General features: G+C 53.8%; 12 protein-coding genes. 7 read left to right on the plus strand and 5 right to left on the minus strand.

Annotation, left to right across the window (positions count from 1 at the left end):
- Position 1: 1 nt before the first annotated feature.
- From BKP64_RS05290 to BKP64_RS05305, 4 genes are read right to left on the minus strand one after another with little or no spacing between them, the layout of a single operon-like run.
- Positions 2–1,267, minus strand: a complete 1,266-nt coding sequence (locus BKP64_RS05290) for an NAD(P)/FAD-dependent oxidoreductase (protein WP_070966925.1) — start codon at positions 1,265–1,267, stop codon at positions 2–4.
- Positions 1,268–1,281: 14 nt separating this feature from the next.
- Positions 1,282–2,064 (minus strand): SDR family NAD(P)-dependent oxidoreductase, encoded by a 783-nt coding sequence (locus tag BKP64_RS05295; protein ID WP_070966927.1) that lies wholly within the window; start codon positions 2,062–2,064, stop codon positions 1,282–1,284.
- On the minus strand, positions 2,061–2,528 hold the full coding sequence (locus BKP64_RS05300; protein WP_070966930.1) for a nuclear transport factor 2 family protein: 468 nt from the start codon (positions 2,526–2,528) through the stop codon (positions 2,061–2,063). Before BKP64_RS05300 ends, BKP64_RS05295 begins: the two co-directional genes overlap by 4 nt.
- Entirely contained in the window at positions 2,525–3,481 is a 957-nt protein-coding gene (locus BKP64_RS05305) for an acyl-CoA desaturase (RefSeq protein WP_070966933.1), read from the minus strand. The genes BKP64_RS05300 and BKP64_RS05305 overlap by 4 nt, the downstream gene beginning before the upstream one ends.
- A 118-nt stretch (positions 3,482–3,599) precedes the next feature.
- Here BKP64_RS05305 and BKP64_RS05310 point away from each other — a divergent pair, with 118 nt between their 5' ends.
- On the plus strand, positions 3,600–4,613 hold the full coding sequence (locus BKP64_RS05310) for an NAD(P)/FAD-dependent oxidoreductase (protein WP_070966936.1): 1,014 nt from the start codon (positions 3,600–3,602) through the stop codon (positions 4,611–4,613).
- An 8-nt stretch (positions 4,614–4,621) separates the two neighbouring features.
- On the opposite strand, the gene BKP64_RS05315 is transcribed toward BKP64_RS05310, so the two are convergent.
- A complete protein-coding gene (locus BKP64_RS05315) occupies positions 4,622–6,106 on the minus strand; it encodes an HD domain-containing protein (RefSeq protein ID WP_070966938.1) in 1,485 nt (494 codons plus the stop codon).
- Positions 6,107–6,220: 114 nt separating this feature from the next.
- On the opposite strand from BKP64_RS05315, the gene BKP64_RS05320 reads away from it, so the two are divergent.
- From BKP64_RS05320 to BKP64_RS05345, 6 genes are all read left to right on the plus strand, one after another.
- Positions 6,221–7,429, plus strand: a complete 1,209-nt coding sequence (locus BKP64_RS05320; protein WP_070966941.1) for a PP2C family protein-serine/threonine phosphatase — start codon at positions 6,221–6,223, stop codon at positions 7,427–7,429.
- A 14-nt stretch (positions 7,430–7,443) separates the two neighbouring features.
- Positions 7,444–7,935, plus strand: a complete 492-nt coding sequence (locus BKP64_RS05325) for an STAS domain-containing protein (protein WP_070966944.1) — start codon at positions 7,444–7,446, stop codon at positions 7,933–7,935.
- 70 nt (positions 7,936–8,005) lie between these two features.
- Positions 8,006–9,073, plus strand: a complete 1,068-nt coding sequence (locus tag BKP64_RS05330; RefSeq protein WP_070966947.1) for an NAD(P)H-dependent glycerol-3-phosphate dehydrogenase — start codon at positions 8,006–8,008, stop codon at positions 9,071–9,073.
- Positions 9,074–9,096: 23 nt separating this feature from the next.
- Positions 9,097–9,546, plus strand: a complete 450-nt coding sequence (locus tag BKP64_RS05335) for a SixA phosphatase family protein (protein ID WP_070966949.1) — start codon at positions 9,097–9,099, stop codon at positions 9,544–9,546.
- A 705-nt stretch (positions 9,547–10,251) separates the two neighbouring features.
- Positions 10,252–14,811 carry a PAS domain-containing protein gene (locus BKP64_RS05340; protein WP_236953994.1) on the plus strand — a complete coding sequence of 1,520 codons (4,560 nt, stop codon included), beginning with the start codon at positions 10,252–10,254 and terminating at the stop codon, positions 14,809–14,811.
- Complete coding sequence (locus tag BKP64_RS05345) at positions 14,808–15,875, plus strand: HD-GYP domain-containing protein (protein WP_070966955.1); 1,068 nt, start codon at positions 14,808–14,810, stop codon at positions 15,873–15,875. Before BKP64_RS05340 ends, BKP64_RS05345 begins: the two co-directional genes overlap by 4 nt.
- Positions 15,876–15,998: the final 123 nt, after the last annotated feature.

Raw genomic sequence — 15,998 nt, forward strand, 5'->3', positions numbered from 1 at the left:
GTTATAGCTCCATCCCGAAGTCTTGGATGACTCTTAACGCGCTGCAAACACCGTCTTCATGGAAACCATTGAACCAGTAGGCGCCGCAGTAATGGGTGCGGTTGCGATTACCAATGTCACTGTATCGTCGCTGGGCCGCAACGGCCTCCAGCGTAAACACCGGGTGGGCGTAACTGAACTGCTTGATAACCTTGTCCGGAGCTATATCGTGGCTACGGTTCAGCGTGACACAGAAGGTCTCAGGTGCGTCGCCAAAGTTCTGCAGAATGTTCATGTTATAGGTGACAGAAACGGGTTCGGTACTGTGCTTCGGAATGTAGTAATTCCATGCGGCCCAGGCTCTCCGGTTATCCGGAAGAACGCTGCTGTCCGTATGCAGAACCACATCATTCTGCTGGTAACCGATGGCGCCGAGGACATCACGTTCCTGATCCGTAGGGTCAGCAAGCATAGCCAGCGCCTGGTCGCTGTGGCACGCGAGCACGACCTGGTCGAACTGCTGGTCTTGACCATTGACTCTGACCGTTACTCCTTCACTATGCCGCCGCACGCTCTCTACCGGGCTATTGAGGTGAGTCCTGTCACCGAGCCGCTCCATCATTTTTTGGACGTATTGAGCTGATCCGCCGGAAATTACACGCCAGGTCGGACGATCATCTACCGACAACATGCCGTGATTATTGAAAAACTGCAGGAAGAACCGGATAGGGAATTGTTCCAGAACGATTTCAGGCGCTGACCATATGGCAGCCCCCATAGGCACAATGTAGAAGTTCCGAAAATAACGGGAGTAACCCTTGCGGTTCAGGTATTCGCCGAGGGTTTCGTTATCGTCGATGGCACCTGATTCAAGGTCCGCACGGGTTTCTTTGTTGAATCGCAGGATTTCCGTGACCATTTTCAGGAAGGGCAAGTTCAGCAGGTTTTTCCGCTGAGCAAAAAGCGTATTCAGATTTGTCCCGTTGTACTGAAGCCCAGTCGAGCTGCAGTCCACGCTGAAGCTCATGTCGCTGACCTCGGACGGCACGCCCAGTCGATCCATCAAGCGGATGAAGTTAGGGTAGGTCCAGTCGTTGAAAACGATGAAGCCAGTATTTACAGGCCAGGACCGGCCACCCGCTTTCACCTGCTCGGTATTCGTATGTCCGCCAGCGTAGTCGCCCGCCTCAAACAATTGTACGTCGTGCCTTTCAGCCAGAACCCACGCGGTTGTCAGGCCGGAAACACCCGCCCCGATCACCGCAACACGCTGACGCTTGTTACTCATTCACTATCATCCTGTTAGTTTTTACTCTTGCGGGACATGCTGGCTGCCATCCGGTCAATGACCGGCCTGGGCAGTGCGCCAAGGATGCGCAACATCCACGTAAATCGCTTGGGGAAGGCTATCTCGTTGTGGCCTTTGGCCAGTCCACTCACAATGCGCTCTGCCGCATCGTCTGCTTCTACCAGGAAAGGCATCGGGAAATCGTTCCGGTCTGTCAGAGGTGTCTTTACAAAACCGGGGGAGACAACAACCACATCAATGCCCTCTGCGGCCAAATCGGCTCGCAGCGAATGTGCAAAATAGGTCAGGGCAGCCTTCGAAGCACCGTAGCCCTCGGCCCGACCAAACGGAAACCACCAGGCAGAGGAGCTGACAATGACCAATGTCGCGGGGTGGCCTTTGGCCCGGGTTCGCCTGAGTGCCGGCAAGGCTATATCCACGCACCGCGCAGTGCCAATCACATTGGTGTGGATGTTCTTCTCAATGACGTCGCTGTTGTAATGGGTAATGTCCAGATATTCACAGGTTCCTGCATTGAGGACCGCCATATGCAGGTCGCCCTGGTCCTCAAGTATGCTCGCAATGTCCGAGAGGTCCGCCTTGCTGGTGGTGTCACCTGGTGCCGGGAGGATGCGTTCCGGTGCAAGGGACCGAAGCTGTTCAAGGGGTTGCTCTCGGCGCCCCGTTATAATTAATCGGTGCCCGCCGCGCGCCAACGCTTCAGTGAGCGCTTCACCAATCCCGGAACTGGCACCGGTTATCCAGATGTTGGAGGTGTTTTGAAGACGGATGCTCATCCTGCGTGGCCCTTTATCCAGCGAATAACACGGCCAACCATTGGCAGATTTTCATAAAGGAGCTGGCCGGCATCAAAGTAGTCGCGGTGATAACACACCATGCCGTCCCTGACTTGCAGGTGGCTTATCCCGTCGACCTTTATTGCCTGACCCTTGTTGATCCGTTTGTGCTTGAGATGCATCACCCAGGGGATGGCGGCAAAAGGACCGTTCACCACCGCATCGCCAAAGTCGAACCGACACTCGATCACATTGGCATAGGCTCCGGCAAAATAACGGGTCAGGTTGTCGAGCCCTTGAACCGCCCCCAGGGGATCCTGGAAACAGATATCTTCGCTGTAGACCTGAGCCAGCTTTTTCAGGTTTCCCTTGTCCAGCTCGTTGAAGAGCGTCCGGAAGTGATCGAGTGTTGCCGGAACGGCGGAGTTACGGGATCCGACTTCAATTACTGAGGCGATAGTCATGAACGTGTCCTCCCCATCTTGTCCAGTTGGCGGGTTTCTTCCTGAATGTGCTTTGGAATCGGGTTCAGCTCCCAGATAATCCCGAGCCGCGAGAGTATCCAGAGCATGTACCAGGTAACGTCGATTTCGTACCAGCGAAATCCTTGTCGAACCGATTGTGGCCACCGGTGATGGTTGTTGTGCCACCCCTCGCCCAGCGTGAGCAGCGCCAGCCAGAAGTTGTTCCGGCTATCGTCTGGGGTTTCAAAACGGCGTTTGCCCCAGACATGGGAGAGGGAATTGATCGAGACGGTGGCATGAAACAGCGCCACGGTCGAGATGAAGAAACCCCACACCAGCATTTGGAGGCCGTTTGTGCCGAGTCCCGGAGCCCATGCAGCCAGTGCTTCACCCAGCCCGAAAATCGCAACGGCGGCCACCGCCGGTACAATGGCGTCAAACCGATTGATAAAGCGGAGCTCAGGGAACTTTATCCAGTCCCTGACCCTGCGTTCATCCATGGCAAAACCGGCATCACAGGTAAACCATCCCATGTGCGACCACCAGAACCCGCCCTGATGGGGCGAGTGAAGGTCCTGTTCTTTATCCGAGTGTTGGTGGTGATGGCGATGGTGCGCAGCCCACCAAAGTGGCCCTCTTTGCGCTGCACTGGCTCCCAGAACAGCAAATACGAACTGTGCCGAGCGGCTCGTCTTGAATGTCTTGTGTGCAAAGTAGCGGTGGTAAAAGCCGGTAATTGCGAACATCCTGATCAGGAAGAAAGCCAGTGCGAACACCGCGGCGAATACACTGACGCCGGTGTAGAAGGCAAGAAGGCAAGCGAGATGGAGCGCTATGAAAGGAATCACGCGAATGAAGTTAAAGGAACGTGAGCTGGTGTCCAGGTGATCCGAACCCGCCGCAGAATCGAACCATCTCTGAATGTTTGTAAGCCAGTTTTGCACTCGGGTCATACCCTTGTTGCCCTTCTTTCTGAAAGTGAACCTGAACAGCGTCGTCAACCGGTTTGGCCAGACAAAACACCTGCAGGGTTCTACGATCTAACTACTGAATTTGGATGCACCATTAGCCATGTTTAATGAAACGTCTCAGGTACCACACATACGCCGCGTTGCCATTGTTGGTTCAGGGCTGTCCGGACTGACCGCTGCGATTATCCTGCAAGCGCATGGCTACGATGTCACCGTGTTTGAAAAAAGTCGGGGGCCCGGGGGCAGGCTGGCTTCAAAACGGGTCGGTGAGGGCTCGGCAGACATCGGTGCCCAGTACTTCACCGCGCGAAATCCGGACTTTATACCTTTTCTCCGTCAATACGCCGGTAAAGAGACCTTCGAGGTCTGGCATGGGCGCTTCGGGTTTCGTAACGCCGGGGAAGAATGGAGTCGCTTTCCGGAAGAACCGAGGTATGTTGGAACTCCCAGGATGACGGCAATTTCCCGGGCTCTTTCCGGCCATGTAAACGTCGTTGCGAACACGAGGGTGGGAAAGCTTGCCCGGAAAGATACGGGCTGGATTGTCACCGATGAAGGCGGGAAGCCGCTCGGGGATTTCGAGCACGTCATCATCACCGCACCGCCGGCACAGGCGAGGGACCTCCTCAAGGGGAGTGGTCTTGAAGGTCTGGCAACTCATCTCGACGAACCGATTCAGCACCTTCTGCCTTGCTGGGCAGTTGCCGCTCATTTTGAACAGGCACCGTGGTCCCGTCATGAGGGCATGAGAGTAGAGCACCCGGTGCTTTTTTGGGTGGCCAACAATACGAGTAAGCCCGGTCGGGACGATTCGGGGCAATGGTGGGTGCTGCATGCCAGTCCGGAGTGGAGCGAAGAACACGTTGAAACACCCGCTGACCAGGTTGCAGCTGAGTTGATTGGCGCCTTCGGGGAAGTAACGGGGTTTGACGGCCAGCCGGACAACGTGGTTACCCATCGCTGGCTTTACGCTCGCTCAGAAGGCGGGCATCAGCCCGGGCACCTCTGGTTTTCGCAAGAAGGTATTGGTATTGCCGGAGACTGGCTTAGCGGAGGGCGGGTTGAGGGTGCTTTCAACAGCGCCAGTAGTCTTGTCCGGGCCATGATGCCCTAGGGCTGAGGCTATTCCGACAGCCCTTCAGTGGCTTGCCTGGTAACATCGGGGCGAGTGTAAAAATGGGTGATTGTGCCGTCACTGAACTTGCTGAAAAAGGCGCTGACATCCGTGATTTTTTTGAGCGATCTTGATCGGTCGATGGGATCGCGGGTCAGTACTTTGATTCCATTGAAATTATCCTGAATGTTTGAAAATCGGGCTCTCATGGAGCAAGTCACTACGTGGGCCGGGTCGAGCCCGAGTTCCTGGGCAAGCCACGCGCTGTGTCGGGCTATACCTTTTTGAGACAGGTCTTCACGGGTATCGAGGTGGTTCAGTTTGACCCGGTTCACAATACAGAAGGAGAAGCTTCCCGGGTCCCTGCGGGCGACCTTGCGAAAAGCTTCCCAGAAAAAATTGTCGGTAAGTTCGGCGAAGAACCTCATATCGTTCAGGCAGGTATCCACCCACTCAAAGCTCTCCGGATCTTCCAGTACTTCATTAATGGCTTCCCGGAGCAGCCAGTCGAACCCCAAGGCGGTTTTGTGGGCATAGACTTTTCGGTACATCTGGTGCCGGCTGTAAACAAAGTCCTCCAGGGCGCCAAGCCCTTTCTGGGTAATTGCCAGACCAAGCCAGGGCTCTGAAACGTCCCAGCCAAACCGAAGATTGCTGAGCAGGTGATCGAGATTGAAACCACCGATGGTCACGGACGAGTGGAAGCCGTCGCGGAGCATGTAGTCGGCCCGATCCGCGTCTATCTCTCCGGAAACGATGGAGGAGAGCAGATCCATAACCAGGCGCGGAATGTCGTCACTGATCAGTGAGCCGGCCTCGGCGTCTTCCCCGGCGATAAACCCCCAGAAGGTTCGCGCATGCTTGCGAAAAGTTTCACTGGGATGCACCTCGGTTGTCTCCATGATGCCGATGACATCCTGGGCAAACAGCCCGGCAGCTTCCAGGTCAATAGCTGCAAGCACATCATGAGCGACCCTGACCGAGTAGTGTTCATGCTCCAGTTCTTCAGGAACTCCGGCATGATAAGTCGAGTAATCGACGCCTAACCAGAGATCCCGGAAGCGGTCGGGCCGGGACATAAGTTCACGAATGCGCCGGGCCTGCGTGAATTGATGTGAAAAGCTCGAATGTCCGCTGTCATGCAACAGGCACCCAAGGCGAATAGTTTTCGCGAGGTAATCAATGGCGTCCAACTGGCTAAGGCTGAGGTCGGTCTGTTCGCTGAGCTGCCGTTCCCGCAGATAGGCATCAATCATTGAGCGAAACATGCGGGTGCCCACATGCATAACGCCGATGCTGTGAAGAAAGCGCGAGTGAGTTGCGCCGGGGAATACCAGGCTCAGTATGTCGTTTTGGCAAATATTGCGAAGGCGCTGGAACAATGGATGATCAATGACCTCGATCTCGTGCCGATATAGCGGAATCCCACCGTGAACCGGGTCCATAATCAGCTTGTCATAAGCACCGAGTAAATCATTTACGGCACGTCTCATCGCAATGAATCTCCCAATTTCCTTAAACTGGCCTTGTTATATCACAGGGTCATGCCAGAATAGCCTTATTAACGCGGATTTTTCGTTTATCGCTGGTAGTTTAGGGCAGCAGCCATGACTTCGCGCACTGAGCGCATATTGATTATTGATGCTGATAAAAAGGCTCGGGAGAATCTGTCCCGGTATCTGGAGGCCCGCGGCTTTTATGTCATAGGCCATTCAGACCTTTCGTCAGCAAAGGCGCTGTTTGACGATAACATCCCGGATGTCATCTTTGCAGACTTGTCGCCGGAAGCAATCGCGGATCTTTCCGCAAGGCTGGAAGAGGCAGAAACCTTCACTCCTATCGTCGCATGCTCATGCAGCGAGTCCAGCCAGGATGTTGTCCACGCACTTCGTGCCGGGGCCGCAGATTTCGTCCTCAAGCCTTGCAACGAGGATAGAGGCGCACTTGATGACATTATCGAGAAACTTTTCGACCGGGTCAGGGTAAATCGTCTCAATCAGCTCTACCGGCATGAGCTGGAAGAAGCCAACCGTGATCTGCGCGCCGGTATTGCCGAGCTCAGGGCGGATCAGCGCGCAGGGCGCAAGGTTCAGTTACGAATGCTCCCGGACCGGGAGCAGGATATGTCTGGCCTCCAGATAGACCATCTGATCAAACCTTCACTCTACTTGAGCGGCGATTTCCTGGACTATTTCCGGATTTCCGAAGACAAAGTGTTGGTTTACATAGCGGATGTATCCGGGCACGGGGCCAGCTCCGCCTTCGTGACGGTCTTGCTGAAAAACTTGACCAACAGGCTGCAGCGCAACCTGCGCAGGCAGTCGAGCGATGACATTCTTTATCCCGAACGGGTTCTTGAGCGAATCAACTCCGAACTACTCGACACAGGCCTCGGCAAACATGTGACCGTGTTTGTTGGCATCATTTCCATGAGTGAACGTACATTACGCTATTCAGTAGGCGCTCATTTCCCGATGCCTATCCTGTCTTTTGAGGGGGGGAAGACTGCCTTTCTGGAGGGCAGCGGGTTGCCGGTAGGGTTGTTTGAGGCGCCAGAATGGGAGGTCTATCAGGTGCCTCTGGACAAGCCCTTCCACCTGATCCTGTTTTCGGACGGGATTCTTGAGGTTATCAAGGCAAAAAGTCTCGATGAAAAGGAACAGACACTACTTGAACTCGTATCGGGAGGTCGTCACACTATCGAATCTTTGAGCGAGGCACTGGATCTCGACGAGATCACCGAATTACCGGACGATATCGCTATCGTGTCGGTTACTGATACCATAAACGGTACAGACAACACGTCGTCGAAATAGTGGCAGTGTGGAACATGGCTGGTTACAAGATCCTGCAAGCTGAAAAACAGGGCATATACGTTCTGAAGTTTATCGGGGAAATCCGGCTGAACCTGTGTTCGACGCTGGACAATCTGGTTGAGTCGATCACCCAGGATCCTGAGTTCAAAACAGTGGTAATCGATCTCACGGAAACCGAGATTATCGATAGCACCACACTTGGCTTGTTGGCGAAAATTGCCATGGCGGCCCAGAAGCAAAGTCATTTCCTGCCTACTCTGATCTCCACTAACCCGGATATCACCCGCATTATCACGTCCATGGGGTTCGACAAGATCTTTATCATTGTCCGCGAACCTGCTTCCCGCATTGAAGAGCTTGAAGAGATTCCTGTACTCAAAGCCAGCGAACAGCAGGTCCGGGACAAGGTTCTGGATGCACACAAGGTGCTGATGGGCCTGAACAAGCGAAACAGGGATGAGTTCAAGAATCTGGTGCGCGCTCTGGAATGTGAGGAGCCCGGCTAAGCGGTTTGACGCCTCTGCGACCGCTGTAAATCCGGGTTACCACCTGATTAGACAACACAATGGATGAACTATGCCTGAACAGAACGAGCCTAACGGTAACGGGTCCCCGGGGCCAGGACACGACGTTGCGGTCTTGGGGGGCGGCAGCTTCGGGACCGCGATGACCAAAGTGCTGGGCGAAAACGGACATCGTGTTCACTTCTGGATGCGCGACGAAGCCCAGGTGCAGGAAATAGCAAGTACAGGCATCAACAGCCGATATATGCCTGGCATTCAGCTCACGGGAGATATCCGGCCGACGACCAGCCTCTCCGATGCCGTGGGTAAGGCAGACGTAGTATTCGTTGCCATTCCCAGCAAAGCTTTTCGATCCGTCATACGTGAAAACAGCGACCAGTTCCGGGATGGCCAGATTATTGTCAGTCTGACCAAAGGCATTGAGGCGCAGGGTTTCAAGCTCATGAGTGAGGTGCTCCAGGAGGAGGTGCCCCGCTGTCGGATCGGTGTCCTGAGTGGCCCGAACCTGGCTGCAGAGATTGCCAACCGGGATCTGACAGCGACCGTCATTGCCGCGAAGGATCCGGATGTGCGGCGCACTGTTCAGGACCTGCTCGGGTGTGAATATTTTCGTGTTTATGCCAACGTCGATATTTACGGCGTTGAACTCGCTGGCGCACTGAAAAACATCTACGCCATAGTAGCTGGCCTGGCGACAGCGCTGGATATGGGCGAAAACGCCAAGGCCATGCTTATTACCCGGGGGCTCGCAGAGATGAGTCGCTTTGCGGTCAGCCTTGGAGCTAATCCGATGACATTCATGGGGCTCGCGGGCGTGGGCGATCTTATCGTGACCTGCACATCCTCCAAGAGCCGGAACTACCGGGTCGGTTACGCGGTTGGCAAGGGTAAAAAGCTGGACGACGCCGTTGCAGAATTAGGGCAGGTCGCTGAGGGCATTTACACGCTGAAGCTGGTGCAGGAAAAGTCCTCGGACATCGGTATATACATGCCGCTGGTTCGGGGCCTTTACGAGATCTTGTACGGCACAGCCTCAATCAGTGCGGTTATTAACAGCCTGATGATGGCTGTGCAGAATTCGGATGTTGAATTTATTCTTCCGCGTACCATCAGCCAGTAGGGCACCCGTGTGGAGGTTTGTCTGTGCAATTGCTGATTATGCGTCATGGTGAAGCGGGCTGGCATACGGTTGATCAGGAGCGGGAACTGACGGAATCCGGCAGACAACACGTTGCGGAAGCGGCGGTCCAGATTGCTGAGTCTCCCTGGCGGCCCAAAATAATATGGAGTAGCCCCTATACAAGGGCTCGGCAGACCGCTGCCATCGTCGCGGAAATCCTGAATTGCCCCGTGGAAGAAAAGTCGTTCATTACCCCGGATGATGACCCGGGGCAGTGCCTTGACGCCCTTCTGGAAACCGACGCATCTCCACTCATGCTGATCTCGCACATGCCATTCGTTGGCAGCCTTGCGACTTTACTGGTTGACGGACACCGGCGGGGCATTCCCTTTATGACATCTCAGGCTGTTCTGCTCGACATGCCGGTGGTTGGCCCTGGTTGCGCGGACTTGAAAGCCCAGTTTTTGCCCTGATCTTCGGTTCCAGCAGAACACTTCTTTGACGAACAGGGTATATGAACTTACCCCGACAGGCCTCTCAAATTAAAACCGCTTCCTCCAGAATGCTAACCGAATTGCGATTATTTGCTTTACTTTGGGAAAGAGCATCTTCCGTTCACTTGACCCCGTGTTCATGGTTATGGCCAGAATTCCGAAATCTGCAGTACGCCCTGATATCGATGAATTCATCGTTAATGTGAGTGATCTGTCTTTTGGGGAATGTTGTTGAAAGAATATTTGCGCCATTACTGACGGGAACATTTCGGTTGGTAACCAGTTAATTCACAAGCATGGGTTGTTTTTTTCTGCCGTTTTGATCAAGGGCTGCGATCGCCCGCTCAAAGTTTCATGTTTTTCAAGAATTTAACGTCGGGATGGTCGATTTTTAAGTAATTTACTTGTCTGTATGACTTATGTACATTTCTAATAATGTCCTCAGGCAAAGAAATAAAAGGAAAACAGTCATTGTCCTCTCTCGGCTCGGAACTCCAAGACCTCCAACGTCGATTTGTTTTTTCTCTTCCTGCTCGTGCTACGGAATTATGTTCAGAGTACTCGGCGGTTGAATTAACTGATTGGCAACCTGCAAAGGCGGAGGCGCTTCATCGCCATTTACACAGCTTAACCGGCAGCGCTGGGACTTTCGGGCTGCAGTCACTCTCGATCGCTGCTCGGGAGGTGGATAACAAACTCAAGGCCATCATTGAGACGGCGGCTCCACCAGAGAAAGAGGCCTGGCAGGCTATCGGGGCTGGGTTGGTGCGTATCGAACAACTGGTGCGCAGTGGGCTTAATAGTGAAGCTGTCAATCTTTTGCCACCGACGTCCAGACTGCGCGCTCATGGGGCGCCGCTGGTGTATCTTGTTGAGGATGATGTCGAACAGGCTGAACATCTTTCCCGGACTCTAAGTGACCAAGGCTACCAGGTGAAACTGTTTAACTCCCTGAACGGTTTCCGAGCTGCCTGCACTCAAAAAGCACTGCCTGACGCTGTAATTTTGGACATGATTTTTCCAGAAGGTGATAGCGCCGGCGTCACACTTTTGGAGGAGTTGAAGACAGAACTGGAATGCTTTCCGCCGGTCGTGTTCGTCTCGGTGCGAGATGACCTAGATGCTCGGCTCGCTGCTTTTCGCGCGGGCGCGAGCCGTTATTTGCTTAAACCGATCGCCGCGCCTGCACTCATTGACTTACTTGACAGTTTAACCGGCCGAATGCCGCCAGACCCTTACAGGATTTTGCTGGTAGATGATGATCCATTGTTGCTCGAGGCAGGAGCATCTGTTCTCCGCGGTGCTGGCATGATTGTACACGCTTTATCTAACCCCCGTGACACCCTGGATGTTCTGAGCACCTTCAATCCTGATGTACTGGTCCTTGACGTTTATATGCCCGATGTCAGCGGGCCAGAATTAGCCGCTGTTGTGCGTGAGCAAGAGGATCACCTAAGCCTACCGATATTGTTTCTTTCTGCTGAAACCGACATGGAGGAGCAGTTGCGGGCGCTCAATCTCGGCGGAGATGACTTCCTTGTTAAACCCGTACGACCGGAATATTTGGTCTCTTCAGTAACGGCGCGGGCGCGAAGGGCGCGTCAGAATACAGAAATCCAGAGCCGCCTGCGTACGACTCTCTACGAACGCGAACGTGAACATCTGACGTTGGATTACCATGCTTTAGTGAGCGTTACTAACACCAAAGGCGACATCATCGAGGTTAACGATCGTTTCTGCCAAGTCAGCGGTTACAGTCGGGATGAATTGCTTGGACAGAATCATCGCATTGTCAAATCCGGCGAGCATCCACCGACATTTTATCGCGATATCTGGCGAACTATAGTCCAGGGTGATGTGTGGCAGGGCGAGGTCTGTAACCGACGCAAAGATGGCTCACTGTACTGGGTGTCCACAACCATTACGCCTTTCCTCGATAGTTCTGGTAGGCCCTATCAATACGTTTCGATCCGTACCGATATCACGGAGGTCAAAGTCAGAGAGGCAGCTCAGCGTCAGGAAAATGCTGCGAGGGAGGTTATAGGAAATGCAGCGGACAACCTGTTGTCTGCGGATTCCGATAACCTGGATGACGTCATTGAAAGGGTGCTCGGACAGGCAGGCAAACATTTGGGCGCGGATCACGCCTATTTGTTCTTGCTCTCGGATGACGGACAGAGCATGAGTAACAGCCACGAATGGTGTGCTCCTGGTATATCCGCTCAGAAAGAGGAGTTGCAGAACCTCCCACGAACGTTCGCCCCCTGGTGGTGGGAGCAGGTATTGGAAGAACACCCCGTACTTGTCAACGACATGGCTGCGCTGCCCCCGGAGGCGGCAGTGGAGAGGAAAATGTTTGAGTCCCTGAACATTCGGGCACTGTGTGGCTTTCCTATCAGGCGGGGAGGATATCGGCCACTGGGTTTCCTGGGGTTTGATCAGGTTGGCTCCGCTCGCGACTGGAACAAAACAGCGACGGGCTTATTCAGCCTGCTGGCGGGTTTTATTGGCAGCGCACTGGAGCGCGCCAAGAGTAATAATAACGCGCAGACCTCGAAGGAGCGACTTCGTCGCGGGCAGATGTTTGCCAATATCGGCACGTGGGAATGGAACATTGTGACAGGCGAGTTGTTCTGGACGGAGCGCATTGCGCCACTGTTCGGATACCCGGAGGGCGATCTGGAAACCTCGTATGACAACTTTCTGGCCGCGATTCATCCGGATGATCGTCAAGCCGTGACAGATGCCGTGAATGCTTGCATAAACAGCGACGTTCCTTACCATATCGAGCACCGGGTGGTCTGGCCTGACGGGACGATCTGCTGGTTGGCAGAGCGTGGAGCGGTAGTACGTGATTCTGAGGGAAAGGCGTTGAGCATGCTGGGGGTTGTTCAGGACATCAGTGACCGAAAACATGCTGAATTAGAACTCTCTCGCCGGCAGAAAGCCTTGGAAGAGGCTCAATCTCTTGCCTCATTGGGAAACTGGAGCGCTGAGATCGAGTCTGGCCACTTAACCTGGTCTGATGAAATTTACCGCATCTTTGGATACGAGCCTGGTGAAATCGAGCCCAATGTTGAAGCTTTCCATGACGCAGTTCACCCAGAGGACCGCTCCCGGGTTCGTGAAAGCGAAAGATTGTCCCAAACGACCGGCCGTCACGACTTGATTCACCGGATTGTCCGCCCTGATGGCGACATCCGACATGTGCATGAACTGGCGCGGGCAGAAGTCGACGACGAGGGAAAACTGATTCGGCTGGCTGGCACCGTACAGGACATCACTGAGCGTATTGTAGCTGAGAATCGATTGCGTGAGACGGAGCAGCGCTTTGCGTTTGCTGTAGAGGGTGCCGGCGATGGTGTCTGGGACTGGAATGTGCTGAGCGGTGAGATGGCGCTTTCGGGCAACTACGAGCCGATGCTGGGTTTTGAGTATGGTGATCTTGAACCAACCATCGATACCTGGATAGGGGAGGTGCATCCGGACGACCTGGGCACCGTTCAACAACATCTTCATGATTATATGGCGGGCCGGGCTGATCAGTACAGTGTTGAGCTTCGATTACGCTGCAAAAATGGCCAGTACAAATGGGTGCTATGCAGAGGCACGGTGGTCGAGAGGGACGACAGAGGCGAACCGATCCGGTTGATTGGTATCCACAGTGACATTGATGACCGCAAGGCTTCTGAACAGACGCTTGAATTGTTCAAGCATGTGGTCGACTCCGTTGTCGATGGGGTTCTTGTTATAGACACCGAGGGCAGTATTCAATTGGCAAGCCCGGCTGTCTCTCGAATTTTTGGTTACTCCCAGCAGGATTTGAAAGGTAAGAGCGTCTCCCTCTTGATGCCTGAGCCTATGCGGTCTGAGCAAGACTCATACATACAGCATTATCTCAATTCAGCAGAGGCGAAAATTCTGAATCGCCAGGTTGAGGTTAGCGGCCAACGGTATGATGGAAGTGAGTTTCCCATGGAAGTCGCGGTCAGTGAAATTTTCGTGGGTCAATCGCGTTACTTTGTTGGCTTGATGCGGGACATTACGGACCGCAAACGCTCCCAATCCGAGTTGATTGCAGCGCGCGAGGAAGCAGACAGGGCGAACCGGGCCAAGTCGGACTTTCTCTCTAGTATGAGTCATGAATTGCGCACTCCCATGAACGCCATCCTGGGTTTTGGGCAGTTGATGGAGTACGACGGTGACTTGCCGGAGGAGCATCAAGATAGCGTCAAGGAAATCCTGAAAGCGGGCGAACATTTGCTCACCTTGATCAATGAAGTGCTCGATTTGGCGAAGATCGAATCCGGTAACATCGACCTGTCCCTGGAACCCGTCGAGCTGGTTTCGGTCATCGAGGAATGTCTGTCTCTCGTCGCGTCATTGTCGAAAAAGCGACACATCGAAATTGATAGCGAAGGTGTTCGTTCGTTCACCGTACGTGCTGATCGCACTCGCCTTAAGCAAGTCCTGCTTAATCTGCTCAGCAATGCCATCAAATATAACAAGGAAAATGGGCGGGTCTCTGTGGAGACTGTCTCGGAAGGAGATAACCGCTTGCACCTTCGAGTTATCGACACCGGCCCGGGAATTCCCGAACCGAGGTTGGAGGAGTTGTTTCAGCCCTTTAATCGGCTTGGAGCCGAAACCAGTGAGGTTGAGGGCACCGGCATCGGCTTGACCATTACCCAGCGTATTATGGAAATGATGGGTGGCTCTGTTGCCGTCAATAGTGAAATAGGGGTTGGCAGTACTTTCTGGCTTGATCTGCCATTAGAGAGGGACACTGACAGTACTGCCGAGGGTGTCATCGATTCAATGGGACTCGAGGCATGGAACACCAATGCCGGCGAGCAACAGACGCGGACGATTCTTTACGTGGAGGATAATCCAGCCAACCTGAAACTGGTAAGTCAGATACTAGCGCGGGTTCCTCACCTGCGTTTGCTGACAGCCCATACCGGGGCGCTTGGATTGGAACTGGCGCAAACACGGAAACCGGACCTGATTCTACTGGATATCAATCTTCCGGGCATGGATGGATATCAGGTGTTGGAGGCACTCAAGGCTAATGAGAACCTTCAGGCCACCCCGATTGTTGCCATTACCGCTAACGCGATGCCGCGCGATGTGGGGCGTGGCAAGGCCGCGGGCTTTACCGATTATCTGACAAAACCCCTCAATATCAGGCAGTTTCTCGATAAGATCAATCCATTGCTGGAGTCAACAAAGGGCACCACATGAATGATAAACAACCCAAGCGCGCGTGCATTCTTATCGTCGATGATGAAGCAGCCAATCTGAAGCTTCTGGATCGCATGTTAGGTGGCCAGGGATACGAAAACCTGATTTTGATTCAGGATCCGCGGGAGGTCGTCACCGCCTACCACGAGAACCGGCCGGATTTGATTCTGCTGGACATCAATATGCCGCACCTGGATGGCTATGAGGTCATTGATCAACTTAACAGGCTGCGGGACCCGTTATTACCTCCAATCTTGATTCTGACTGCCCAACGCACCAAGGAGTATCTGTTGCGCGCTCTCGACTCCGGTGCGCGAGACTTCGTCAGCAAGCCTTTTGATCGCAATGAGTTGTTGATGCGAGTGCGAAACCTGCTCGATGCCCAACTTGCCCACAGAGTGTTGTATAACCAAAAAGATGTGCTCGAACAGATGGTGCGCGAACGCACCGGAGAATTACACCATACCCGACTTCAGGTGGTTCAACGTTTAGGGAAGGCGGCAGAATATCGTGATGAAGAAACGGGTTGTCACATTCTGCGCATGAGCCATATCTGCACCTTGTTGGCCAGAGAGGTGGGTTGGAGCGAAGCTGACTGTGATTTGATGCTCAATGCCAGTCCTATGCACGATATTGGCAAGATCGGGATCCCCGACGCCGTACTGCTCAAGCCTGGCCGGTTTGAACCCCGCGAATGGGAAGTCATGAAGACTCACTCGGAAATCGGGGCCAAACTGCTTGAAGGCGACGACAGTGATCTACTCCGCATGGCGCGGGACATTGCTCTGACCCACCATGAAAAATGGGATGGCAGTGGCTACCCCCATGGCCTTGCTGGTGAGTCCATTCCTCAGGCAGGACGCATTGCGGCATTAGCGGATGTGTTCGATGCACTGACTTCTGAAAGGCCTTATAAAAGCGCATGGACGGTTGAGGCCGCAGTGGCGTTGATAAAAGAGAATAGCGGAAAACACTTTGATCCGGCTTTGGTAGATGTCTTTTTACGAGAGTTGCCTAACATTATCGCGATTAAAGAGAAGTTTGCTGAACCAGAGAAACGGTGATGCAAAGGCCACCAATTCCAGATAATCCCCTTATGATGGAACAACCACATATTCGTTTTTCTGCCGGGGCGCCCCGGACGTTTGACGGGCTGCTCAACGGCTTGGTGCCATCGGAGAGCGTTA

Source organism: Marinobacter salinus, assembly GCF_001854125.1.
Classification (GTDB): Bacteria; Pseudomonadota; Gammaproteobacteria; order Pseudomonadales; family Oleiphilaceae; genus Marinobacter; species Marinobacter salinus.

Excerpts from the sequence above, each read along its gene's own strand:
- BKP64_RS05300 (WP_070966930.1), bottom strand. The coding sequence starts at position 2,528 with ATGACTATCGCCTCAGTAATTGAAGTCGGATCCCGTAACTCCGCCGTT.
- BKP64_RS05330 (WP_070966947.1), top strand. The coding sequence starts at position 8,006 with ATGCCTGAACAGAACGAGCCTAACGGTAACGGGTCCCCGGGGCCAGGA.
- BKP64_RS05295 (WP_070966927.1), bottom strand. The coding sequence starts at position 2,064 with ATGAGCATCCGTCTTCAAAACACCTCCAACATCTGGATAACCGGTGCC.
- BKP64_RS05320 (WP_070966941.1), top strand. The coding sequence starts at position 6,221 with ATGACTTCGCGCACTGAGCGCATATTGATTATTGATGCTGATAAAAAG.
- BKP64_RS05325 (WP_070966944.1), top strand. The coding sequence starts at position 7,444 with ATGGCTGGTTACAAGATCCTGCAAGCTGAAAAACAGGGCATATACGTT.
- BKP64_RS05310 (WP_070966936.1), top strand. The coding sequence starts at position 3,600 with ATGTTTAATGAAACGTCTCAGGTACCACACATACGCCGCGTTGCCATT.
- BKP64_RS05345 (WP_070966955.1), top strand. The coding sequence starts at position 14,808 with ATGAATGATAAACAACCCAAGCGCGCGTGCATTCTTATCGTCGATGAT.
- BKP64_RS05315 (WP_070966938.1), bottom strand. The coding sequence starts at position 6,106 with ATGAGACGTGCCGTAAATGATTTACTCGGTGCTTATGACAAGCTGATT.
- BKP64_RS05290 (WP_070966925.1), bottom strand. The coding sequence starts at position 1,267 with ATGAGTAACAAGCGTCAGCGTGTTGCGGTGATCGGGGCGGGTGTTTCC.
- BKP64_RS05305 (WP_070966933.1), bottom strand. The coding sequence starts at position 3,481 with ATGACCCGAGTGCAAAACTGGCTTACAAACATTCAGAGATGGTTCGAT.